At 37.3% G+C, this 23028-nt stretch carries 27 protein-coding genes; all 27 read right to left on the bottom strand.

Features of this window, described 5'->3' with window-relative positions:
* Nucleotides 1-13 precede the first annotated feature (13 nt).
* The 27 genes from OOZ15_RS00205 to flxB all read right to left on the bottom strand — a co-directional run bounded on the left by OOZ15_RS00205 (nt 14) and on the right by flxB (nt 23018).
* A complete protein-coding gene (locus OOZ15_RS00205; RefSeq protein ID WP_265953599.1) occupies nt 14-3691 on the bottom strand; it encodes an MMPL family transporter in 3678 nt (1225 codons plus the stop codon).
* Nucleotides 3684-4877, bottom strand: coding sequence for a DUF2062 domain-containing protein (locus OOZ15_RS00200; protein ID WP_265953598.1), 1194 nt, complete (start codon nt 4875-4877; stop codon nt 3684-3686). Before OOZ15_RS00200 ends, OOZ15_RS00205 begins: the two co-directional genes overlap by 8 nt.
* A 33-nt stretch (nt 4878-4910) precedes the next feature.
* On the bottom strand, nt 4911-5402 hold the full coding sequence (locus tag OOZ15_RS00195; RefSeq protein WP_265953596.1) for a hypothetical protein: 492 nt from the start codon (nt 5400-5402) through the stop codon (nt 4911-4913).
* A gap of 19 nt (nt 5403-5421) precedes the next feature.
* The gene (locus OOZ15_RS00190; protein ID WP_265953595.1) at nt 5422-5802 is read right to left on the bottom strand and encodes an ApeI family dehydratase; all 381 of its coding nucleotides are present in this window, start codon (nt 5800-5802) and stop codon (nt 5422-5424) included.
* Between the two features lie 9 nt (nt 5803-5811).
* Nucleotides 5812-6420 (bottom strand): flexirubin biosynthesis protein LolB2, encoded by a 609-nt coding sequence (lolB2, locus tag OOZ15_RS00185; RefSeq protein WP_265953593.1) that lies wholly within the window; start codon nt 6418-6420, stop codon nt 5812-5814.
* Nucleotides 6401-7021: a flexirubin biosynthesis/transport protein LolA2 gene (lolA2, locus tag OOZ15_RS00180; protein WP_265953591.1), complete on the bottom strand. Its 621-nt coding sequence runs from the start codon at nt 7019-7021 to the stop codon at nt 6401-6403. The genes lolB2 and lolA2 overlap by 20 nt, the downstream gene beginning before the upstream one ends.
* Entirely contained in the window at nt 7014-7790 is a 777-nt protein-coding gene (locus OOZ15_RS00175; RefSeq protein ID WP_265953589.1) for a polysaccharide deacetylase family protein, read from the bottom strand. Before OOZ15_RS00175 ends, lolA2 begins: the two co-directional genes overlap by 8 nt.
* Nucleotides 7784-8845 carry a beta-ketoacyl synthase N-terminal-like domain-containing protein gene (locus tag OOZ15_RS00170; protein WP_265953587.1) on the bottom strand — a complete coding sequence of 354 codons (1062 nt, stop codon included), beginning with the start codon at nt 8843-8845 and terminating at the stop codon, nt 7784-7786. Before OOZ15_RS00170 ends, OOZ15_RS00175 begins: the two co-directional genes overlap by 7 nt.
* A gap of 58 nt (nt 8846-8903) precedes the next feature.
* Nucleotides 8904-9302 (bottom strand): type II toxin-antitoxin system VapC family toxin, encoded by a 399-nt coding sequence (locus OOZ15_RS00165; protein ID WP_265953585.1) that lies wholly within the window; start codon nt 9300-9302, stop codon nt 8904-8906.
* Nucleotides 9299-9544 carry a hypothetical protein gene (locus OOZ15_RS00160; RefSeq protein ID WP_265953583.1) on the bottom strand — a complete coding sequence of 82 codons (246 nt, stop codon included), beginning with the start codon at nt 9542-9544 and terminating at the stop codon, nt 9299-9301. The genes OOZ15_RS00165 and OOZ15_RS00160 overlap by 4 nt, the downstream gene beginning before the upstream one ends.
* A 55-nt stretch (nt 9545-9599) precedes the next feature.
* Complete coding sequence (locus OOZ15_RS00155; protein WP_265953581.1) at nt 9600-10799, bottom strand: beta-ketoacyl-[acyl-carrier-protein] synthase family protein; 1200 nt, start codon at nt 10797-10799, stop codon at nt 9600-9602.
* Between the two features lie 16 nt (nt 10800-10815).
* Nucleotides 10816-11073 carry a phosphopantetheine-binding protein gene (locus OOZ15_RS00150; RefSeq protein ID WP_265953579.1) on the bottom strand — a complete coding sequence of 86 codons (258 nt, stop codon included), beginning with the start codon at nt 11071-11073 and terminating at the stop codon, nt 10816-10818.
* Nucleotides 11074-11077: 4 nt separating this feature from the next.
* Nucleotides 11078-11698, bottom strand: a complete 621-nt coding sequence (locus OOZ15_RS00145) for a 3-oxoacyl-ACP synthase (RefSeq protein WP_265953577.1) — start codon at nt 11696-11698, stop codon at nt 11078-11080.
* Nucleotides 11691-12845 (bottom strand): beta-ketoacyl-[acyl-carrier-protein] synthase family protein, encoded by a 1155-nt coding sequence (locus OOZ15_RS00140; RefSeq protein WP_265953575.1) that lies wholly within the window; start codon nt 12843-12845, stop codon nt 11691-11693. The genes OOZ15_RS00145 and OOZ15_RS00140 overlap by 8 nt, the downstream gene beginning before the upstream one ends.
* Nucleotides 12838-13281 carry an acyl-CoA thioesterase gene (locus tag OOZ15_RS00135; protein ID WP_265953574.1) on the bottom strand — a complete coding sequence of 148 codons (444 nt, stop codon included), beginning with the start codon at nt 13279-13281 and terminating at the stop codon, nt 12838-12840. Before OOZ15_RS00135 ends, OOZ15_RS00140 begins: the two co-directional genes overlap by 8 nt.
* The gene (locus tag OOZ15_RS00130; RefSeq protein WP_265953573.1) at nt 13259-14524 is read right to left on the bottom strand and encodes an ABC transporter permease; all 1266 of its coding nucleotides are present in this window, start codon (nt 14522-14524) and stop codon (nt 13259-13261) included. The genes OOZ15_RS00135 and OOZ15_RS00130 overlap by 23 nt, the downstream gene beginning before the upstream one ends.
* Nucleotides 14517-15260, bottom strand: a complete 744-nt coding sequence (locus OOZ15_RS00125) for an ABC transporter ATP-binding protein (protein WP_416337301.1) — start codon at nt 15258-15260, stop codon at nt 14517-14519. Before OOZ15_RS00125 ends, OOZ15_RS00130 begins: the two co-directional genes overlap by 8 nt.
* Nucleotides 15261-15269: 9 nt before the next feature.
* Nucleotides 15270-16265 carry a BtrH-related acyltransferase DarH gene (gene darH / locus OOZ15_RS00120; protein ID WP_265953571.1) on the bottom strand — a complete coding sequence of 332 codons (996 nt, stop codon included), beginning with the start codon at nt 16263-16265 and terminating at the stop codon, nt 15270-15272.
* Entirely contained in the window at nt 16255-16662 is a 408-nt protein-coding gene (gene DarG / locus OOZ15_RS00115; RefSeq protein ID WP_265953570.1) for a flexirubin biosynthesis protein DarG, read from the bottom strand. The genes darH and DarG overlap by 11 nt, the downstream gene beginning before the upstream one ends.
* A gap of 5 nt (nt 16663-16667) precedes the next feature.
* A complete protein-coding gene (locus tag OOZ15_RS00110; RefSeq protein ID WP_265953569.1) occupies nt 16668-17117 on the bottom strand; it encodes a hotdog family protein in 450 nt (149 codons plus the stop codon).
* 139 nt (nt 17118-17256) lie between these two features.
* Nucleotides 17257-17706, bottom strand: coding sequence for a hotdog family protein (locus tag OOZ15_RS00105; protein ID WP_265953568.1), 450 nt, complete (start codon nt 17704-17706; stop codon nt 17257-17259).
* Complete coding sequence (gene darB, locus OOZ15_RS00100) at nt 17706-18854, bottom strand: dialkylresorcinol biosynthesis protein DarB (RefSeq protein ID WP_265953566.1); 1149 nt, start codon at nt 18852-18854, stop codon at nt 17706-17708. The genes OOZ15_RS00105 and darB overlap by 1 nt, the downstream gene beginning before the upstream one ends.
* 2 nt (nt 18855-18856) lie before the next feature.
* The gene (locus OOZ15_RS00095; protein WP_265953565.1) at nt 18857-19774 is read right to left on the bottom strand and encodes a dialkylrecorsinol condensing enzyme DarA; all 918 of its coding nucleotides are present in this window, start codon (nt 19772-19774) and stop codon (nt 18857-18859) included.
* A 104-nt stretch (nt 19775-19878) separates the two neighbouring features.
* Nucleotides 19879-20754, bottom strand: coding sequence for a lysophospholipid acyltransferase family protein (locus tag OOZ15_RS00090; RefSeq protein ID WP_265953563.1), 876 nt, complete (start codon nt 20752-20754; stop codon nt 19879-19881).
* Nucleotides 20747-20992: a phosphopantetheine-binding protein gene (locus tag OOZ15_RS00085; protein WP_265953561.1), complete on the bottom strand. Its 246-nt coding sequence runs from the start codon at nt 20990-20992 to the stop codon at nt 20747-20749. The genes OOZ15_RS00090 and OOZ15_RS00085 overlap by 8 nt, the downstream gene beginning before the upstream one ends.
* Nucleotide 20993: 1 nt before the next feature.
* Nucleotides 20994-22223: a beta-ketoacyl-[acyl-carrier-protein] synthase family protein gene (locus tag OOZ15_RS00080; protein ID WP_265953559.1), complete on the bottom strand. Its 1230-nt coding sequence runs from the start codon at nt 22221-22223 to the stop codon at nt 20994-20996.
* Between the two features lie 39 nt (nt 22224-22262).
* Nucleotides 22263-23018, bottom strand: a complete 756-nt coding sequence (flxB, locus tag OOZ15_RS00075; protein ID WP_265953557.1) for a flexirubin biosynthesis SDR family reductase FlxB — start codon at nt 23016-23018, stop codon at nt 22263-22265.
* Nucleotides 23019-23028: the final 10 nt, after the last annotated feature.

The raw sequence follows: 23028 nt of genomic DNA, 5'->3' as shown, positions 1-23028 counted from the left end.
TTATTGAACTCATTTAATCTTTTTTAAATATAATAATCTCTTCTGATTGATGTGTTTTGTTAAAGCTGCCTTGGCGTTCAACAACACCGGAAATCGATCGGGCCGTACCGCATAAAACCACAGTGGAAACCTTGCTGAAAATAGCTTCGCTATAGGCTTCATCCACATCATAATCGATCAACAACACATCGGCTTTATAATTTTCTGTTTCAGCTATACTATCAACCACTTCAATTTTATGATCCCCTTGGGTCATATAACTGTTCCTTAAAATATTTTGAGATGTTTCACAGTTTAAATAGGTGATTATTTTCCTATTGATAGCATCCAAAGAGATGAGATAGTCCAGTTGGCCATGTCCCCGAGACCAGTGAACGATCACATCTTTCTCCCCTATAGTCCTTATTATTTTAAAATACGTTTCTTTATTCTTTTCAATATCATATTTCACTTCTTTATAAACATCTCTTCCCTTATAACGATATGCTTCTTTGATTAGCCTATGAAAATATGTACTTGTCTCTTTCTCGTTTCTGAAATTTCTGAATTTTTCCCTGAAATACCTTCCTATTTGTTTAGCTCTTTTTGAGTAGGTTTCTCCAAACCGGTTATCATCTGCCGCAATTCGATCTAATATTTTCAAGCTAATATTTCCATCTTTGATAACAAAACTTCCTTTGGGCAGCACTTCAGAATTTCCGTGGATAAGCACAGGAATTATATCGAGCTTAAATTTTTCAGCCAAAAAGAAAGCGCCTTTATGAAAACGCTTAATTTTATTTGAAGCAGAACGCGTTCCTTCGGGGAATGCCATCAGCGTATAGCCTTGATCTACCTTTTTTTGCAAATGGGACAATCCGTTTTCGATTCCGTCGGATACCGGATAAAACCCGGCCAATTGAACAGCTTTTCCAAACACCGGGGAATTATACACCCAATCGTTTACCAAGAAGATCATTTTCGGATACAGCATCCCAATCGCTAAAATATCCAAAAACGAAGTGTGGTTGGCTATGATGATCGACTGCTTACTAAAAGTTTCATTATTCGGGTTGATGACTTCCTTTTTTACAAACCCATTGGTGTACAAAACGGACTTCATCACCTTGGAAACTGTTTTATGGAACCAAGACATTTTCAGCTTTTTGCTGATCGGCAATATTTTTATGACCGTGATACTCAGCACCGAAAGCAGGAATCCGCCAAGACCAAAATACCCAAACGAAAAAACAGAATGGAAAAATGGCCTTAGGGGCATGGGCTCGTTTTTATTGTCACCTATAAAGTATTTAAACAATACAGGCTGAATAGTAAATGAAAGCAGCATCGCACTGAAAATCCCAATAATGCACACTACAGAAATGGAATATAAAGCGGGATGCTTTGCAAAAATCAATACCCCTACTCCTAAAACAGTTGTTATCACAGACAAAATGATAGAGGTTTTGAAGGTGGGAAGTGCTTTTCCCCCTGTTCGGTATTCAGTAAGCAAACCATTGGTGATAAAAATGCTATAATCTACGCCCAGACCAAATATAAATGTGGAAATAATAATATTGAAGATGTTGAATTCTATCCCCAGCAAGCCCATAACACCAATGGTCAACACCCATGTAAGCACAATCGGCATAACTGTGACAAAGGTGAGGGAAAAACTTCTAAAGAAAATAAACAAAATCAACAGTACAACGAGCAAAGAATACTTAATCAAACTATTAAAGTCTGTTTTTAAATTACCCAATAGTGTTTCGTTCATCTCTTTTCTGTCCACGATCAGCACTCCCGGACTTTCCGCAAAAGCATTTTTTACTTGTTCAAGATTATTGTTGTTTACTTGCACCACTGTGGATACGGTCACAAAATCACCCCCAACACTGATATAATCTTCAATTAAAAAGGTGCTTAGCTTAGAAAATTCGTCGCTTTTAACCGGATAAAAATCTTTATTCAATAAGGAATAGAACGCTGAAAAAGTATTCTCTTTAAACCCTAATTCTTCACTACTATTTATTAAATTCTCTTTAAGCGATCTCTTAGTCTGCTCATCCCAAAAGGAATTCCACAGCCCGATCTTTCGTTCTTGTTCTTTTTCAGAAGGGATCAAAGCTCCTATGGAACTGTAATCTATGATTTCGCTAGCTTCTTTTAATCCTTGAAGCTTGTTGTAGATTGAATCATTTACTTCTAAAGCCGCTTCTTCATTATCAGCATAAGCGACAAGATAAATCGATTTGGCAGAAATATTGGTGAGTTCGTTAAGTCTTTTTTCGGCTGCTTTTAGACTCTCCGGTTCATAATTCAGTGTTGATAAATCGTTATTAAACCTCACCTTGTTGTAGGTAAATAAACCGATCAATATAAGTGCTCCAACCCCCATAAATATCCATTTGTTTTTATGGAATGGATAGGCAGCAATGGCATCTATACTTGTATTTTTAACTCTTTTTTTAACCCTTTTCTTATACACCTGCGGAATAAAAAGTAATGCAAAAACGGAAGCTCCCAACACGCTCACCGCTGCAAAAATGCCGAGGTCTTGCAGTGCTTGCGACCTTAAAAACAACAAACAGAGAAATGCCAATGCGGTAGTAAGGCTACTCATCAATACCGGCCAGGTAATCTCTTTATACAATTTTTTCGGGTTGTTACCATTTCTGATATGGGTAAGGATATGCAGTGAATAATCCAACGTTACTCCCAATAAAATAGAGCCGATCCCCAATGATATTGCGGAGATCGTCCCCCGGGTCATATAAAGGAAAACAATCGCCAACAAGGCGCCAAAAACAGTAGGCGTGAATAAAATAAGCGGAATAAGCAGCTTTCTGTAAAAAAACATAAAAGCGATAAGCAGTATGGTAATCGCAATGCCTACGGTAAACTGTATATCGTTTTTTATTTGTTTGGCGTTGGCAACCGCTACCGGAGTAGCCCCAAAATATTCACCACTGACTTTGCCTTTATATTTTTTATTTAACTTTTGGTGCGTTTGGTCGAGATGGGCTATTAATTTTGCATTTTGTTCGGTTTCACTTGTTGAAAAAGCCGGGGCAATAAACAAAAGAATGTGTTTTTCATCTTTAGTGACCAAAAAACCGTCTTTTAAGACAAAGTCTTCACCAAAGCTGAGTTTTCGCAGTTTGTTTAACGCCAAAAAAGAGAGACTGAGCGGATCTTTTAAAATCATTTCCTTGGCAATGACCCCGGAGGGACTTATCAAGGTTTTGTAATTCTGTTGGGTTATTGCTGCTACGCTATCACTATCTATCTTGTTCGCTATAATATCATAATCTTCTTCATCGAGCAATATGGGTAAGTTCTCATAGGCAAAATCGGTGGTTTCAAAAATATCTTCGTTCCCAACCCTCCCCTGTATATGTTCAATATAAGCGGAAGCGTTTTTATTGATGCTGTCTATATATTCACTGGTGTACTGAGTAAGATCACTAACACTACCATTGTCTTCCCTCGATATGTTTATGATGATCTTATCGGCAAAGTTTACATGCTGTAAAACTTTTTGTGCCTGCTTGGTTTCATCATTTGCCGGAATGAGTTTGGTAATATCTTCTTCAAATTGAATTTTTGAAGCCAGCCATCCCAGTGACAGGAACAACACTGCCATTATCCCAAAAGCAAGCAGCTTTTTTGAAGCGAAAGTTTGATATATGCTGAAGAAGAATCTAACCACCGTTCAATGCGATTTTTTTCCTGTCAAAAAAAGAGAACAATACAAACCCAACTGCCCCAACACATGCTGATGCTATAACAGCCAATGAAAAACTCCCTATGATATAGGCCTTGATATGTCTTAACGCCTGAAAGCTGTAACTGAGTTCACTTGCCGAAAATGTTGATTCTTCCCCCAAGATAAAATTTCCTGTATACAAACTTGCCAATACTACAAAAGGGATGAATGGGGGTAAACTTATATTGGAAAAAGTAAAGGCAATTACTTTATTCAGTTTAAAAAAAATGGCAAGTAAAATAACGATTACAGAATGAAAGCCCCAAAATGGCGATAGTCCTATAAAAATTCCCAATGCCATGGAAAGTGCTTTTTTCTTGGGAGAATCGTAATGGTGTAAAAAGTCTTCTATAAAAAACCGCTTAACGCCCTTTTTTTTTAGTTTTCTATACAAATCCCGCGGTTTTATATAAAAAATTGTGAGGAATACAAACCAGGTATTCAGAATACTTATTCGTGTAAAATCTTTAAACGGCCTGAAATGGGAAACCCTATCCTCTTGGTCGTAATGTATTTGTATCGGTACATTTTTTACGGTTGTACCGTTCCACGCTGCTTTGACAATAACTTCGATTTCAAACTCAAATTTGGTGGTGTGAAAATGAAGGTCTTCCAGTTCTTTTAACGGATATAACCGAAATCCCGACTGGGTATCTTCGAGTTGGAAGCCTGTTTCGAACCAGTACCAAAAATTAGAGAACTTATTGCCAAAACTGCTTTTTCCCGGAATTCCGTCCTGATCCATATTCCTGGCACCTATAAGCAAGAGGTTTTTATCCTCAGTTTTTTTCAACTCTTCCATAAAAACAGGGATGTCTGATGGAAAATGCTGCCCATCTGAATCGATGGTAATGGCATATTGATAGCCTAATGCCCGGGCATGGTTAAAGCCCCAGCGCAATGCATTCCCTTTGCCTTTGTTCTTCTCAATATGAAGTATTTCAATACGCTCGGTATATTCCTTTAATATCTCTGTGGTTCCATCGGTAGAACCATCATTTACCACAATGACGTCCTTTGTGTATTCCAGTACCCCTTCAATAACGCCTCTTAAGGTTTTCTCATTATTGTAGGTAGGTATCAATACACATAACTGAAAAGCTTCATTATGTTTAGGGTCTTGTTTCAAAAAAACTTATTTAGTTAGTTTAGTAACAGCTAATTAGTTTAGCAACTCTTTCTCCTCTTTATCAAATATTTTAGATTGTATAATATATGCTTTTATATCTTCTTTTAATAAAGGAGACTCGATTTCGTTGTAATGTTCAAGAACAAAAGCTTTATCTTCTTCTATATTACCTTTATACTTCAGCATTTTCGGGGTATTTTCCTGAATTCCCAACCTTATAAACCTTGCCTCGATATTGTTTGGATTAGTTGCAATCGCTTTTTCTATATAATTTACACCTTCTATAAACAAAGTCTTCTTTTCTTTCAGTTTTTTGGCGACTTTAGCTTGCAGAGTTATGGCAGCGCCTTTATAGGCCACCAAAGTGGCATTTTCGTTTTCTACAGTTATATCCTTGACCAAACTATTGAAATAGGCAATCTTGGCATCGTCATGTCCCGCTGCTTTATACGCTTTTCTGATCGCATCCACATCGGGTTGCCCCAAAAAACTGATCATGGTCAATACTATTGATAAAAATTGCATATTCCGATTTTCTCTTCTTTTATACTATCGCATGCTCTTTCTCCACAAAAATTGCGTTCAATTTCAAGGCTACGGTATCGTTGAACTTAGTGGTGTTTTTCACTTTATAGCCATTGTCAACTTTGTTGAACTCCATCAACAGATCCAAATCGGGAGTCTTTTCAGGATTTATTATCGCCATGAATTTTATGTTACTTGACGATTCCATAAACAACTCTTTTTCCAATACTTTTTCCATCAATTCCTTTATAATCTGTATCATACAAACCCCCGGTGTTACAGGATTTCCGGGAAAATGCCCTTTAAACACCTCATGGTCTTTATTGATAGTAATTGTTGATATCACCTTCTTTTCGTCTACCTCCAAGGTATTTATTTTATAAAAATTCTTTAACAGCATTTTTGTTTGTCAGATTGATTTCAAGTTAATTTTTAATGGAATATTGTGGTGTAAAATATCGATTTCATTTACAATATTATTATTTATTTCTGAAAAAGTAAATGTAGCTTTTTCTTTTCTTTTGTTCGTCCTTACAATCTGCTGTAACTCACCTGCCTTTAAAAAATAATAATGTTTAGCTTTATAAATTTTTGTTTCAAAAACCCTTGTTTCATTCCTCAAAAAAGTATTGGTAATAGGGAGTTCTTCTTTGATCAAGGTATAAAAATCCTTCTTAAGTACATTGAGTAAAATTTTCTTGTCCAAAGCTTCCAGCACATAATTCACTTTAAACTCATCCCCCAAAAAAGAAAAATCAAAGATTTTGTTCCCCATCTCTGTGGTAAACACAATCCGGTGCTGATTTTCTCCTGTTTTTTTTAGTATCAATATCCCACCAAAAGACTTTTTAAAAGCATCAATATTAACTTTATACACATAATCTTCTGTGGTATTGGAGAAATAGGGGTTATCTATTTTGGTTATGGAATTCCCTTCCTGTAAAACCAAGTTGTTTTTCTTGGGATAGGTACCGCAGGCCGTCACTAAAACACATATACTAAGGAGTAAAAATCTCATCTGATAATTGTTCGTTGATAAGCTTATTCTTAAAAACAATTTTTGTGTAATCTTCAGAAGGTTCTATCATTTTTACCGCTTCAACATCGCCTTCAGCATTGAAAAATATATGGAAAGATTTGATATACTTTGCAAAATCTTCCTTTTTAGGGTCAAAATGCACCTCACTCTGCTCCCCATTTCTATAATAGGATATGCTGAATTCATCTTCATTGAACATATCCCCTTTTATGCTGTTTACAATCAACTTGTTCAATTGTTCGAACAGTTCACTAGAACCGATGTCCACATTACTTTTTTTGCCTTCATCATTAATATAAAGGGTTTCCTCTTTAAAAAGGATTTCATACTTAAACGGATCTGTATATTCCCATTTAACAATATCGGGTGCTTTAAAAGCAAGTTTCCCCGAGGTTTCAATATCGTTTGACAAAAAATCAAGATGTTTATACTGAATAAAGTCGCTCGTTATCGTCTTTGTCTGCGCTGCTCTTTCCTTTACTTTGGATTTCAGCATATCGATTTCATGCTGCTCCATTTTGGTTTGGGCGCTGACTGATATTCCTATCAACAAAAAAACACATAGTATTGCCCTATTCATACGCTTTTATTTTAAGTAATCCATCCACCGTAACGGATTTCATTTCCTTTTCAGAAAGAAATAACAATAACCGTTCCAATACTTCTACTGTTTTCTGACTGGCATCGTGTAATAAAACGATATCCCCTTTAGAAATCCCCTTTGTTACGCGGCGAAATACTGCATCTGCACTTTTTCCTGTGGTATCCAAAGAACGTACACTCCAGCCTATAGGTTGATACTCAGTCGTTTTTAATGCCTTTTTTATACTGGGATTGGTAACCCCATATACCGGACGATACATTTTCATATCTAGTCCTGCCGTTTCTTTCACTATGGCGTCTGTATCTTGCAGTTCTTCAATCACTTTATTTGCATTAAAAAAACCAAAGAACTTATCATGCGAAAAAGTATGGTTCCCCACCGAATGTCCTTTACTCAGTATTGTTTTAAACAATTCCGGATGACTTTTTATATGTTTCCCGACACAAAAAAAAGTAGCCTTGGCGTTGTATTTATCCAAAACATCCATCACTTTAGGTGTGAATTTAGGGTTGGGACCATCATCAAAGGTAATGGCCACCACATTTTCGTCAACCGCTGCATTTTTATTGAAAAGCTTTATGTGATAATTCCACCCCACATGAAAAGAGCCAATTATGGTAAGTGTCAACCAGCAAATCACAACCGCTCCAATAGCCCATAACATACTACCGACAAAAAAATTCACAGCCAATAAAATTAGTATTGCTGCGATAGTGATGATATTTACAGTTTTATAGTTTAGCATTGACTCAGTAATATAAAACTATGGTCTTTTCCTCTATATTGATTGTACAGCAAAACATTTTTTATCGGTGTCGTTTCCTTGACGTTTAATTTAACTGCATCTGGTATTTGTTGTTGCTTTAAAATTCTTGCTGCCAACCAAAAGCCAAAAGAAGAAGCCGTATTAAATTCCCCTGACAAATGCTTGTAATAAACTTGCTGTGTGTCATTAAAAAGGTCTTCTTTTAATTCGTCGTAATAAAAATCATGATCAACATCGCCATTATATCCCAGAACAACCACATCGATAGCATCAGGTTTTATATTGTTGTCCTTCATAAACACCTTAGCCAGTTCGCTTATTTTATCCTTACAAGTATTATAGGTCTGTATATCGATCACTTTGGCATAAGTGGAGGCCTGATCTTTATTGGACAACACAAAAAAATTAGCCCCTTCAGAAAAAACAGTACCTGAAGTTTTACTATCGATCAATTCTTCTGTAGTGACTTTTTCAGGTTTTATATGTCCGATACACTTATGAAGTTCTGTGGTATGCTCACCTATTTCATCTACCCCGCCTATTAAAACCGTTTCCATTTCGTTATTGGAAAGCGCCATTGTCGCATCCAAAAGTGCTGCTTCAAAGGAAGTACTCCCGTGGACATAAGTAAAGTTATAGCCCTTGCATTTCAAGCCCAATGCAATTTGTCCACCTACTGTATTATGGGTGGATTGTATAAATGGTGTTGGGGTAAGGTACTCTTCGTTATTGTCTATGATCGCACTTATAAAGCGTTCAGAATCCCTAACACACCCCATTCCCGTACCGGTAATTATCGCTTCTACTGAATCAACATTTGCTTCTTGAATGGCTTTTTTTGAAGCCACAATCCCCATTTTTATCCCCTTAGCCATCCTTCTGGCCGCAGCGGGCGGTATAAATTCTTTGTAATTGGGCGACAAAGCAGGAAGCACATTATCGTTATAGGAGACTATTTCAGATAAAAACGCACTATTGTCAAGTGTATTTTGAGGGGAAATGGATGCAGCACTGTTTATATAGACATTTTTCATGTTTATTGTCAAATTAAAGGTTAAAAATTGACTACTTTGCAATATGCAAAAGTGCTTTTTATCTTTTAATCCAGTTCTCGATTTGTATATCTGAAATTCGGTTAAATTCTTTTAAGTTTTCTGTTACCATAATCAAATCATTCGCAATAGCTGTTGCTCCAATTAGCATATCAAAATCGCTAATCATTTTTCCATTTTTTCTTAAACGAACTTTTTCTTTTGCATAAATATCTATGGCATTAAAAATAGGAAGGATTTTTACATGTTCGGAAAATCGATCAATTAGTTTATGATTTTTCTTTGGGTTTGAACTATTCTCTGCTCCAAAAATGAGTTCGGCAAGTGTTATCTCCGAAATTGCACAGTTTTCAAGTTTAACTTCTTGAAATTTGTCTATTAAATCGAACTTTCCCCTAAAAAAGTGAATGCAGATATTAGTGTCGAGTAGATACTTCATTCGAAACTTTCAGTATTAGTTTTATTCACCCTCGACTTTTTAATCTCTGATATAATTTCATCAGAGTTCTTATCATCCTCCCAAGCACCAAATAAGGATTTTAAGTCAAATTCTTTTTTTGACTTTGTCTCTATAGATTTTGTCAATTTATTAATTAGACTCTTTTTTGTTTTATTATCGAGGTTTTTTAAATAACCAAAATATTTGTCCAAGATTTTATTTGAAATTACTAAACTTCCCATGACTTCACCTTTATTCCTGCAATTTACTAAATTTTCCAGCAAAGTTTGTCTTTGCTCATACCTTAGAAAAGATAATACTTGTACAATTCCCACCAAAACCTAATGAATTGGACAGTACATTGTTGATTTCTTTTTCTTTTAAGTCGAGCTGTGGTCTGCAACTGAACTCCTCCATTGGAGTTTTATAATTCATACTCGGAAAAATCACATTGTTTTGTAGTGCCAATACTGAATATACGGCTTCAATAGCTCCTGCTGCTGCCAGCGTATGTCCGGTATAAGGTTTTGTCGAACTGAATTCAGGGACATTTTCCTCTCCAAAAACCCTGATTATCGCCCTTCCTTCAGATAAATCATTATTCTCTGTAGCTGTACCGTGGGCATTGATGTAATCTATTTCATCAGTACTTATGCCTGCCACATCGAAAGCCTTTTTCATGGCTAGGGTCGCTCCATCCCCATTTTCTGAGGAAGCGGTTTGATGAAAAGCATCATTGGCATTACCATATCCTTTTACATAGCCCAGCACTTCTTTTTGTTCTGCTTCTACCAATTCATCGGACTCCAAAACGAGGAAAGCAGCAGCTTCCCCGAGATTCAAGCCTTTTCTATTGGCATCAAAAGGCGTATTATGATCATCTGATAAAATCATCAAGGTATTAAACCCATTGATGGTAAATTTGGACAAGCAATCTGAACCTCCAACGATAACCCTATCGAGTTTCCCCGATTTAATAAGTCTGGCGCCCAACATAATGGCATTAGCTCCTGAAGAACAGGCCGTACTTATTCCCGTAGTCATCGCTTGTTCCAGACCTAAGTATGCTGCTATTTTTTGGGTAGAGTCACCAATGGGATGGGCTTCAATATATTTTTGCGTATCCGCATCTTCCAAGTATTGGTAATAATACTTTTCCGTGATATCCATTCCCCCAACACTACTGGCAGAAATCAAACCTGTTTTCTTGTCGTTTATCGCAGTGATTCCAGCATTACTTACCGCTTGTTTGGCTGCAATAACACCCAACAATGCCGTTCGTGTATAATTATTATCCGATGGAAGTTCTAAGAGGTCTTCCAATTCTTTGTTGGTCAGATCAACCTCCCCGACTAAAAGATCTTTATGGATCGTCTCTATCTTTTTGATCCTGGAAATTCCTGACTTTCTTTCAATGAGCGATTTATAGTTCGCTGCCACATCATTTCCGATGGCAGAAATAATTCCCATTCCGGTTATTGCCACTCCTCTTCCCATTGAAATCCCTGTCTAATTATTTTGAACGGTTTTCGGAAATGTATTTTGCCATCACCTCCACAGACTGAAAAATAGCTCTTCCCTCCTTAGGGTCGGATAGTTTAATTCCATACTCTTTATCAAGCAATACGATCAATTCCAAAGCATCGATCGAATCCAATCCTAAACCATCGCCAAAAAGAACATCGTTATCTGCGATATCATCTGCAGTCATGTCTTCGATGTTGAGTTGCTTGATTATTTTATTTTTCAGTTCCAGTTTTAAAGTGTCCATAGTATTAGTTGTTGTATAATCTATAAATTTCTTCTTCTTTATGTTGAATTTCCCCTTTTTGGGAAACCAGGTAAATATATGCTGAATAGGATTCTCCGTCAACATCAACCCATCCGCATAAAACCTCATCTGCTTTTTCTGTTTTTAGCAGGCTTTCAGCATATTGATGTAAATGAGCCGCATTAAAGCGATCAAAGATAAAAAAACTATTTTCAGAATAAAGTTTATATTTTATGCTTATTTCTCCGATGCAAATATTGGGTAGCGTATAGACAAAAACAGACGGACTGGCACCATAGCCCTCTTCGTCTTCAATAGACGCCTGATGTTTTCTATCGGTATCCAAACTCGAAGCCTTATTTGAAAACACTATCGCGATATTTTTTTCATCTTCCGGCATCACTTTTTCATGATCCAGCAAAACATCAGCAGCAATAAACGAAAGCTTGCTCAGCGCATCCATTTTATAAAACTTAGGATATCCTATTTCCAAACTTTTGTAAGCCGATTTTATAAATTTTAAAAAATCCTTTTCATCATCTTGAAACACAGGTCTGCCGTTCAATGCGATCACCCCGTTTTCAATGGTACAATATGATTTTATATAGAATTCCTTTTTATCCATGCTGTACTTTTTGAAAAATCACAGCTGTATTGCAGCCCCCAAAACCTGATGCTGTTTTTAAAAATGTATTCAGCTTTTTGCTTGTCGTCTTTTCTATTACATTGATAGGTTGTGAAACCCCAAGTTCGTCAAATCCTAATGATGCGCATAAGGTATTACTCTTTAAGGCGTGCATCCCTACAATAGTTTCTACCAAACCTGAAGCACCAAGTGTATGTCCGAAATATCCTTTTAGGCTGTTCAACGGGGTATTGTTTAACCCTAACCTGTTAAAAGCAATCGCTTCCATTTCATCATTATACGGGGTTGCTGTACCGTGTGCCGAAATATAATCGATCTTGTTTGCTGCTATTCCGCTGTCTTTCATAGCAGATTTCACACTTCTGTACAAACCCTCACCGGTTCTTGAAGGGCCGGAAATATGGTTGGCATCATTACAACTCCCCTCTCCTATTACTTCTACCGATGCCGATGTCAAATTTTCTTTTTTTGAAGTCACCAAAACACTTGCGGCTACTTCTCCGATATTGATCCCTGTTCGGTTCTTCGAATAAGGCATACATGGTCTATCACTTAATGCTTGAAAGGAGCTAAATCCGGAAAGAATAAAACGCGTTACCAAATCCCCGCCAACGATCAAGACCTCATCATACATATCAGCATCAATATATCGTTTGGCAACGGCTACCGACAAAATCCCGGAAACGCATGCATTCGAGACCACAATCGCGTCATTTTGAAAACCAAAAAAATCTTTTATGGTCTTCCCCAGAGCATGTAAATAGGAACGCTCTTTTGAAAACGTACTGTTTTTTTCAAGGACATCTATATTTCCTTTTGTAGTTGAAATAATCAATCCTGTTCTTTCAGTGATACTAAGGTTTGATTGCTGAATAACCTCTCCCAATGAGGCAATCATCATTTTTTCCAAGCGGGTATAATCATCACTTTTTTTTGAAAATCTTTCAAAAGCATCGTTTAAAACAGCAGCATCCATAAGCGATGCACAAAAAGGTTCGGGTAAAAACCTCTTGTCATCAATGCGTTTCAATCCGCTTCTTTCATTACTGATATTGGCAACAACTTCTTCTGAAGTGCACCCTAATGCTGAAACGATGTTGTTATGTGAAAGATATACACTACTCATTTAAAAGCCCCACTTTTTTCTTCCATTCAACAAAAAACTCCGGAATATTCAACGACAGCTCTCCTTCATCAGTAACAAAAACCTGTGTTGTACTTCCCGTGCAGACCAATTCTTCCTGTTCGTTATATATTTCATATCTAAAAATCAGTTTAGCAGCCGGACTGTCCACATAAATCGTTTTTACCGTTGCCGTATCCCCATAGCGAAGTGGGCGCTTGTGCTCCGAAGTCGATTTTACAATAGGGGTTGTATATCCATTTTCTTTCTGATCGAGGTAAGAGATGCCGTGTTCCCTTCCAAATGCTTCCCTTCCATCTTCAAAATACTGAATGTAATTTCCGTGCCACACAATACCCAAAGGGTCTGTTTCCACAAATCTAACTCGTACTTTAGTAATGTAACTTATCTCCATATTAGATAGCATTCTTCTTTTCATTATACACTATGGCTATTAATGATGTTGCGATAAAAAATAAAGCCAACAACAATATTTCGGGTAAAATATGGGTAATATCGGCATTTCTCAAAAATACATCATAAAAAGCGTTCAAACCCCAGTTCATCGGGGAGATGTGTGACAATATCTGCATCGATTCGGGCATCGCAAAAACAGGTACCCAAACCCCTCCCAAAGCTGCCAGAATCACAACAAAGGTAGCTCCAAATGGAGCCGATTGTTCCTGGGTTTTGGCTAGGGTCCCCAAAAGCACCCCTAAACCAATGGCAGCCAAAGCTGAAAACAAGGCCACTATAAAAAGGCGGAGGATTTTATCTGACACATCAAGTGCAGGTAAGCCCATTTCAGGAAAAAGGTAAACCCCGATAGCGAGCATCACCGCAAATTGTATCATGCACACCGCGATATAGACCGCTGTTTTCCCTCCCAAGATCGTGGCGTAGGAAACCGGACACGTCCTTAAACGCACATAGGTCCCTTGATTTTTTTCTTTTACAATATTGATCGATAGGGGTACAATGATAAAAAAGATCGCAAAGAGAGTCCAGGCAGGAACATTGTGTTGAACAGAATTGGGTATCAGTTCTTTGTTTTCAGACATCGGTGAAATCTCTTTAAAACTGATCAGACTTTCAGTGTCAAAAATAGGTTCGGAGTCCTCTGAAATTTGCTCCTGAAAAGCTTGGTAAATGGATTGCGTTTCTATTTTTGAAATCATTTTGTCAATACCGTTCTTTACCGCACTTTTGAACGAATTCTGCGTAGCCGGATCAAAATAAAGCTTCACCTCGTTTTTAGGCATTTCAGCCTTATTTTCAGAAGACAAGGTGCCGTTTGACATAAACCTTTCCAAAATGTGTTCTACATTTTCTTCTACCTTTTTATTGAGGTTGGACGATAAATTTTCCGGGATAACGATCCCCATCTGATAATCGCCTTTGTATACCAGTTCCCTGACTTCATCTTCATTATCATTCGTCGCAATCTCAAAAGAATTGGATGTTGTTAAGCCTTCGAGAATAGCTTGCGACACCGCTCCGTGATCATTGTCCACCAACACTATCGGGATTTGAACATCCCCTACCGCTTTAAAGGTACTGTCTTGTATTATAGTAATGGTGATAATCAGTATTATGGGCATGACAAAAAGGATAACCAGCCCTCCAAAATCTTTGGTAAGCAACAAGATCTCTTTGCGTATGGAAGCCAAAAACTTATACATGATCTCTCAAGTTTTTCCCGGTTAGCGTTATAAAAACATCTTCCAAGTTATGTGTACCATCATACTTGCCTATCAATTCTTTAGGAGTACCCTTGGCGATTAGCCTTCCATAATCTATGATTCCCACACGGGTACAGAAATTTTCCGCTTCGTTTAGATGATGGGAGGTATAAATAATGGTTGTTCCTTTTTGATTCAGTTCCTGAAGGTATTTTATGATTACATTTTTAGACTGAACATCGACCCCAACGGTAGGCTCGTCTAAAAATAAAACCTTTGGGTTGTGCAGAATTCCGGCTATTAAATTGATCCGCCTCTTCATCCCCCCGGAAAAAGTGGCTATTTTTTTATTTGAAAACTGCTCCAATCCTAGTTTTTGTATGGTTTCAGTGACTTTGACTTCCAATGGCCGGTTCTTTAATCCATACATACTTCCAAAATACATCAGGTTTTCAAAAGCTGTTAATGTAGGATATAAAGCATATTCCTGAGGTACAACGCCAAGCAATCGCTTCAATTCTTTTTTATTTTTCTTATAGGTAAGTCCGTCAATAGTAAAAGAACCCGATGTAGGCTCGATAAGCGCACATAAAATGGATATCAAGGTCGTTTTTCCGGCACCGTTTGGTCCGATCAATCCAAAAATCTCATTTTTATAGACACTCAAATTGAGGTCTGCCAATGAAAATTGAGCAGCTCCTTTGTATTTTTTGGCTAATTTTTGAATATGAATCATCTCCTTCATTTACACAGCTTTTCTCAATTTTTTAAAAAACCCTTTTTCCATTTTTGCCAAATTATCTAACTGATCGGCTATGGAGTCATATGATTCATGGTCCGCGTTTCTATTCTTGTAGATTCGTGAGGCCTCCAAGGCAAAATCTCTCCACAAATCTCCGATAACCGTCATTTCTTTTGATAAAGTTGTCAATTCTTTATTCTGAAGAACATCAGAAGCTTCCTGTAAAAATGCCGCATAAATATATCTGAATCCGCCGCCACCGGTTCCAATCTCTTCTTGCATACGCACGATCTGACCTAAATAATGATTAGTCACTTTTATTCCCTTCTTCTCAGGCCATTTTCTGATCAATCGTGCTACCATTTGCATCCCATTGACCCCAACAATAGGGACAGGCGCCAACATATCGCGACAGGTATTTTTTATTCCTTTTATAATTGCGCCCTCCAGTTTCAATTCTTCAGGGAAATTTATCGGATAATACAAATGTCCTTTTGGAGCAAATGCGCCCTTGGCGAATCGCACTTTTTCCAGTTGTTTTTCAGTAAGTCTTGTCACATCCTCCATCACCGGGTCACTTACCAAATACTCATTATCTTCCTTTCCGTAGACAATCAAGTTATGTGCATTAAAATGAAAACGGTAATCATCCGGGAAATACACCAAATTGTAGACCCCTACCTGAACGCCAACCGGATTGTCATTCTTTAGGTTTTCATCCAATTTTGCTTTGGCTTTGACCGGATCTTTAAACTTCTCCCGCTTTATTTTGATTCCTACGCGTTTGGCAAAACGATTAAAAATTTGCCCCGGCATTGTTCTATACGTAATTGCCGGTCCGTGGTTTATTTTTAAAAAAGGGATATAGCAGTACAACAAACCCGAGCCAATGCCAAAAACCATAGGTTCGCTTATATCAAAACCGTTATATTTCATCAGGTTTGACACCACACCATTTTCACAATGAGCAGATTGATGGTGTGTAAAATTAATCTTCATTAGGCACTCTTTTTAGGTCGTCTATACTCATTTCAAACACATCGGCATACTTTTGCAATACTTTATCAGACAACTTTTTGAAAACTTTGGGTTTAAAATGTCTTTTTACCCTCCATTTGAACATCCCAACATAGCTTGCCAAAATGTTTACCTCCATTTTATGAAGCTCCATATAATATTCTATCGGACTTGTTTTTCCGGCAATAACCCGCTGTCTGGCATTTTCTACACGCTCTTTTATGACCTGCATAGCATTCTCAAGTGCAATGGTTTTTGCTTCCCAACCTGTGCTCTTTGCAGTAATATAATTCCCATCCTTATCTACAGCATAACAGAGTTCTTTTGCATTCATCTCGCTTAAACTACTGTCATCTTGTGGCACTTCATCTTTCTTCATAAGAATTATGCTGATTTTTGGATAAACAAATTCATTTCACAAGATAATAATTCTGTTGTAAGATCATCAAAGATGTTACACTGTAATGTGCAGATGCTATATTCCTCTGTATCATATCTACTATTGAGCACAGCTTTTGAGGTGATTGTAGTCCCTACCTCCGGACATTTAAAAACACTGATCTTTTTGATTGTACTGATAAAACCTACAAGTTTAACTTCACAATCATTATCATAATAACTTTTTCCTACAATTGCAGAACATGTTTGTGCTGCATTTTCAATGAGTCCAGTTTCGGAAAAACAATCGTTGTCTATAAAAATACAATCTGTTTTTACGTGGAAAGATGTCATTACCTGCTCCTCATCCAGAAACAGTATATTATCCACCATAAGAAACGGCTTTCTATGAGGCAGGAATTTGGTGATATCTATAGAAACACGATTTTTATTCACACGTTTAAATTTTATCAATTAATTGATATGATAATTATAAAATTGAGAACGTGTGCAACCCTGTCTACCGGCAGGCAGGCGCTCGTTATACTCGCTCTCACATTAAAAATTTTAAACATTGAATTTTGTATATGTAATTTTAAAATTTATTAATGTTCGTTTCATCCGAAGCTGCAATAACCGTTTTCATTTCTCCCAAAGCGATTTCTTCATCATCAGCATCAAACACTTTTACCGATACCATGGTAACACCCATAAATTCATGCAGAATACTGGCCTTGGTTGTTATAGTTTCCCCTATCCTTGGCAATTTGGCTATTTTCACCTTTTTGATCGATCCAATATATCCCACCGGAGGCTCCTCACCTTTTAAAAAGTATTTATAGCCTGTATGCAAGGCTATGGTTTGAGCCATGTTCTCTACAATCCCGGGTTCTGAAAAGATACCTTCCTTTAAAAAAATATTACCCTCTTTAGGTGTAAACGACGATTCAATACCGGTATCGGAATAGACAACAAGGGTATCGATCATCACAAAGGGATGTTTTTGAGGTATTAAATGTTCTATATTATCTGTTGCCTGTATCATTAGCATACGGTTAGGTGTACATAAGCATAAGAAAACCTTCCACTCTCGGGAATAGAGAGTACTATCGTTTCCCCTGTTTTTAATTTTCCTGAATTCATAAGCTCTTCCAACATCAAATAAATTGATGCAGAGCCTACATTCCCAACCCTATCAAGATTGGTAAACCACGCTTCATCGGGTATATTAAGTCCGCTTTCCTTAAAAAGGGCTTTCAGCTTATCTGCAAAATAAAAAGACGATATGTGTGGTAGGAAGTAATTGATCTTTGTTTCGTCCAGCTGATGTTTTTCAAAAGCTTGTTTTATACTATCAACTCCCTTCTCCAAAATGTATTCATCGAGAATCTTAACATCTTGCTTTACTGAGAATAACGATTGTTTCGACCATTCTTCAGAAGGATATTCACTCCAGGATTTTATAGAGCCGTCTTCTTGTTTTTCGCCTCCGGCATACATACATGTTTCCACTTCATGGGCATAGGAATAGGCTTCCATCCAATCTATTCTCAAAGAAAGTCCCTTTTCACTTTTTTTATTTTCAAGTAGCATCGCCCCGGCCCCATCGGATAACATCCAACGCAAAAAGTCTTTTTTAAAAGCTATTATGGGCTGTTCCTTCAGTTTTTTCAGGTTTTCTGTTTCGCCATCAAATTTATCGGCCAACATCCATGTAGAAACCCTTTCTGAACCTGTACAAACAGCATTGTTTGAATTACCGGATTTAATGGATAGATAGCCAAATTTTAGAGAGGAAGCCCCGGCACAACATACTCCCGAAGCTGAATTTAACTCTAAATTTTTATTGCCCAGCAATCCATGAACCATAGAAGCATGGGAAGGGGCAAGTTGGTCCGGGCTCGATGTCCCGCAAGAAAGCACTTCCACATCCTGACTGGTAAAAGAGTCATCAAAAAGGTTCTCCACGGCTTCTTTTGTCAATTCAGCATTAGAATGTGTTGCATTTCCTTCTTTATCCAGGGCATAATAACGCTTTTTAATGCCGTTGTTACGCAAAACAATGCGACGTGCTTTAGAGGATGTCCCGTTAATTTGTCCGAGCACATCTTCCATTTCATCATTAGACACAGCCTCGTTAGGCAAAAACTTAGCGACTTTAGTTATATACACTACAGGTTGGTTGTTACCCATATTTAGTTTAGTTGATATATTCTTTGTTTTGATTTTTTAATGGCACCATAAAATGGCACGTATCCTAGCAAAAATAGAATAAAAACTATTGGCATGATAACCCAAATTGCTATTAATAGATAAAATTTGAACATTTTTAGCCAAAAATTCCGTTTTCTACCCCCCGGCTCCCCTTTAGACTGAATGAAATTGGCCCATTTTCCAAACAAGATATTGGCCCTTTTATCGGCAAAGACCAAAAAGGAGCTTATGGAAGCTGATTTCTGTTCTAAAAGTGCCTCGTTTAAGCTTTGCAAATTATCGTTTTGCAAATGATTTGCTACGGTTTTACCAAATTTTGAAGCCCCTTTTATATCTTCAGCAGACACCCCGGGTTTTGGAAATATTTTTAAATACCGTTCTTTTTTTCCGGAAAACATCCACTGTACAATAGTGATGACACTAATATGATTAATGTGTCTGTCTACCAAGGCTATATTGCCAACCAGTTGTGCATTACAAGCCTGAAGCAACTTTTTTACCTTCTGATGGGTCATTGCCCACATATTCCTACATCCAATAACCGTAACAACAGGCGTATTTGAAAAAAGCTGTTTTACTTCAGGTAGGTTTAAAAAAGAATTTGTTGGAATCGACGGACTTAAATACCACACTTGATAACCCAAAACAATTAGGTCGTATTTCTGATCGAGTATCGACTGCGGAATGGGTTTTATTTTGGCAGGAACTTGCAGAAATGACTCAGGAAAAACATTAAAAAAGGCTTTTTTAGACCACGGAAAAGGATAGGGTTCTTCCATCTTGATCTCGAGTGATGTCACTTTGATATCGTTGGAAACATCCATAGTGCTCAAAACCGATTTCATTATTTCCGATAACTGACCGGACTGCGAGTAGTGTACTGCAAGTATATTTTTCAATAGTTTAGGTTTAGTCAATGGGATATTGGTCCCAAAAATAATACAATCGGTAACAAGAAATGAGGAATCATAGCTTGATTGATTGTTTTATTACTGTAATATTATCACTTTACTTCCCAAAAATCAAAATAATTAAACCATTGATAGGGATATTTTTTCAACATTCCTTCAACACTTCCAACATATTTGCCCAGTAAATCCTCGGCATCCCTATGTACAACAGAGGTGATTCTGGTATACAAATGATAATGCTTTGCCGTTTCTTTCATCACATAAACAAAGGCCACAGGCGTTTTTAAGCGTGATGCCAAAAGAAAAGGCCCTGCGGGAAATTTTGCCGGAGCTCCTAAAAAATCAGTCTCCAAATATTTTGAACCTTCAAAATAGCGATCTCCGGTAAAACATACCAGTTCGTTATTAGACAAAGCATTGTTTATCTCATAAATATGCGAAAGGTCTTCATTGATGAGAATGAATTTAATTTCAGATTTAGAGGTGACAGATTCGAGATATTCCTTTATCGCGCGGTGTTCACTATCAGTAGTTACAAGATTGATTTGCGAATTTTCATCAACTTCATTAAAAAAGAACTCCGCAATTTCAAAGTTCCCAACATGGGCGCTTATTAAAATACCGCCTTTTCCGTCCTGAAGAAGCTGTTTTAACTTATTGATACCATCAAACTCATAGGTAAATTTATTCCGTAGCCCGGCTGAGATCGCTGTTTTATCTATAAGTGTTTGTCCAAAGACAAAATAACTCTTATAAATAGCGATTACAGATTTAAAAACTGAATATTTCAGTCTTCTTCGGAAATAATAATATATGGCTTTATTGCTTTTAAAGGAAAATAGAAGGTAGTATAAAGCAACAAAATAGAGTATAAAATAAGCAGCTCGAACGCTTACATTTTTAATAAAGAAAATGAAAATTTTATACCCTAAAACAGTTCCTTTAGATTTTCCCGACCATTTAGTCATTGATTTTACTGTCTAGTAAATCGTAAAAATTTTGCAAGGTTTCAACCCCTTGAAAATCCTCTGCAACAAGTTTTATAGAAAAACACGATTCGATAGCTACAACCAAGTCAACATAATCCAAGCTATCTAATTCCAAAGCGTCTTTTAATACAGCATCAGGAACCAAACTTTCCTGTTCCACTTCAAATTCATCAACAAAAATAAGGTCAGCTTTTTCTTTAATTTCTTCAATAGTCATTTTAACTTTCATCTGTTTCATATTTCTTCACGATTAAGGCTGAGTTTGTGCCTCCAAACCCAAAGGAATTGGACAAAAATACATCTATTTTTTTATTTAGGGTTTCCTTAACAATATTTAATTTCTTCGCATTTTCGTCAGCTTGTTCAAAATTTATATTGGGAGCCACAAAAGAATTTTGCATCATCAACATCGAGTAAACAACCTCGCTGGCCCCGGCCATCCAGCACTCATGACCAGTCATTCCTTTGGTAGAACTCACCAAAGGATTGCTCGTTCCAAAAACCTGATCGATAGCTTTTGCTTCATTAGCATCTCCCACAGGTGTTGATGTAGCGTGTGCATTAATATAATCAATATCTGATGGAGTTAGTTTTGCTTGATCGATTGCCCGTTTCATGGCAGTGGCAGGCCCATCGGCATTGGGTGTGGAAATATGCCCTCCATTTGATGAAAATCCGTATCCTACAAGCTCGCCCAAAATAGGAGCCCCTCTTTTCACGGCACTTTCATAACTTTCGATGATCAGACTCGCCGCGCCTCCGCTTGGCACTAATCCATCCCTACCCGCATCAAACGGTCTTGAGGCTTTTTCAGGATCGGGGTTTGTGGAAAACACCCCTAAACCATCAAAACTCCCCATTGCAAATTTATTGATTTCCTGTGCGCCTCCACAGATGATAAAATCCTGCATTCCGCTTTTGATAAATTGGTAGGCCATACCAATGGCATGGGAGCCACTCGCACAAGCTGCACTGACGGTAAAATTGATCCCGGTCAATTTAAAAATTGTGGAAAGGTTCATCGTCACGGTAGAATTCATGCCTTTAAAAATAGCACCTGAACCTACTAAAGCAGTATCTTTCTTTTCTCTGATAACATCTACAGATTCTATGATGGATCTGGCCGTACTATCGTTTCCGTATATAATTCCGGCTTCATTATTGTCTAAGAAATCCTGATCGACTTTGGCATTTTCCAAGGCTTCGATGGTGGCCATATAAGCATAAGATCCTTCTTCCCCTATGCTTATCCTCTGCCTTCTTGAAAGATGTTTTTTTAGATCCGGTGCTTCCACCATTCCCGTTAGGCAGGACCTATAGCCAAAAGCCTTTCTGCTTTCGTCATAAACAATTCCGGATTTCCCGTTGTATAACGATGTCTTTACTTCTTGTAGATTTTTACCGATACAAGAATAAATTCCCATTCCCGTAATTACCACTCTTCTCATTACTATAGCATTAAGTTACACCCAGTTCAGGTATTTCATTTATGAATAAATACCCCCGTTTATATTGATAACTTCGCCTGTAATATAAGATGATTTTTTTGAAGCTAAAAAAGAAACCAAGTGAGCTACCTCTTCCGGTTCACCAAATCTATTGGCAGGAACCAGTTTTTTCAGTTCTTTTTCGTCCAAATCACTTGTCATATCAGTATTGATAAATCCTGGGGCAACAGCATTAACGGTTATATTTCTTTTGGCTACTTCTTGTGACAATGCCTTTGTTGCAGCCACTATAGCTCCTTTGGCAGCAGAATAGTTGGTTTGTCCCGCGGTTCCTTTTAAACCTGATACAGATACCATATTTATGATCCTGCCATATCTGTGCACCAAGAGTTTTTGAATAAGATGATTGGTGACATTAAAAAAGCCGTCCAGACTGGTGTTGATTACATTTTTCCAATCTTCTCGCTGCATCCACATAAACAAACCGTCTTTGGTGATGCCGGCATTATTGACAATAACTTCAATTATGGCATCTTTATTTTTATCTTCCCATTTGCTTAATGTCTCTTTTACACGCTCATAATCGGCTACATTGAATTGGAGTATTTCTCCACTACCCCCTACATCCCAAACAGACTGAAGCGTTTCATTTGCTGCATCTTCATTACTATTGTAGTTGATAAGAATGCGATAATCGGAATCTTTCGCTAACTGAATACAAATAGCACGTCCTATACCTCTGGATCCTCCTGTGACAAGTGCGTATTTTTTTAATTCCTTTTTAGCTTCACTCATAAGTATTTAA

The sequence above is a fragment of the Galbibacter kalidii genome (assembly GCF_026241135.1).
Taxonomy (GTDB): domain Bacteria; phylum Bacteroidota; class Bacteroidia; order Flavobacteriales; family Flavobacteriaceae; genus Galbibacter.
Note: the sequence above shows the minus strand (reverse complement) of the source record. Positions and strands in the feature narration are given on the sequence as shown.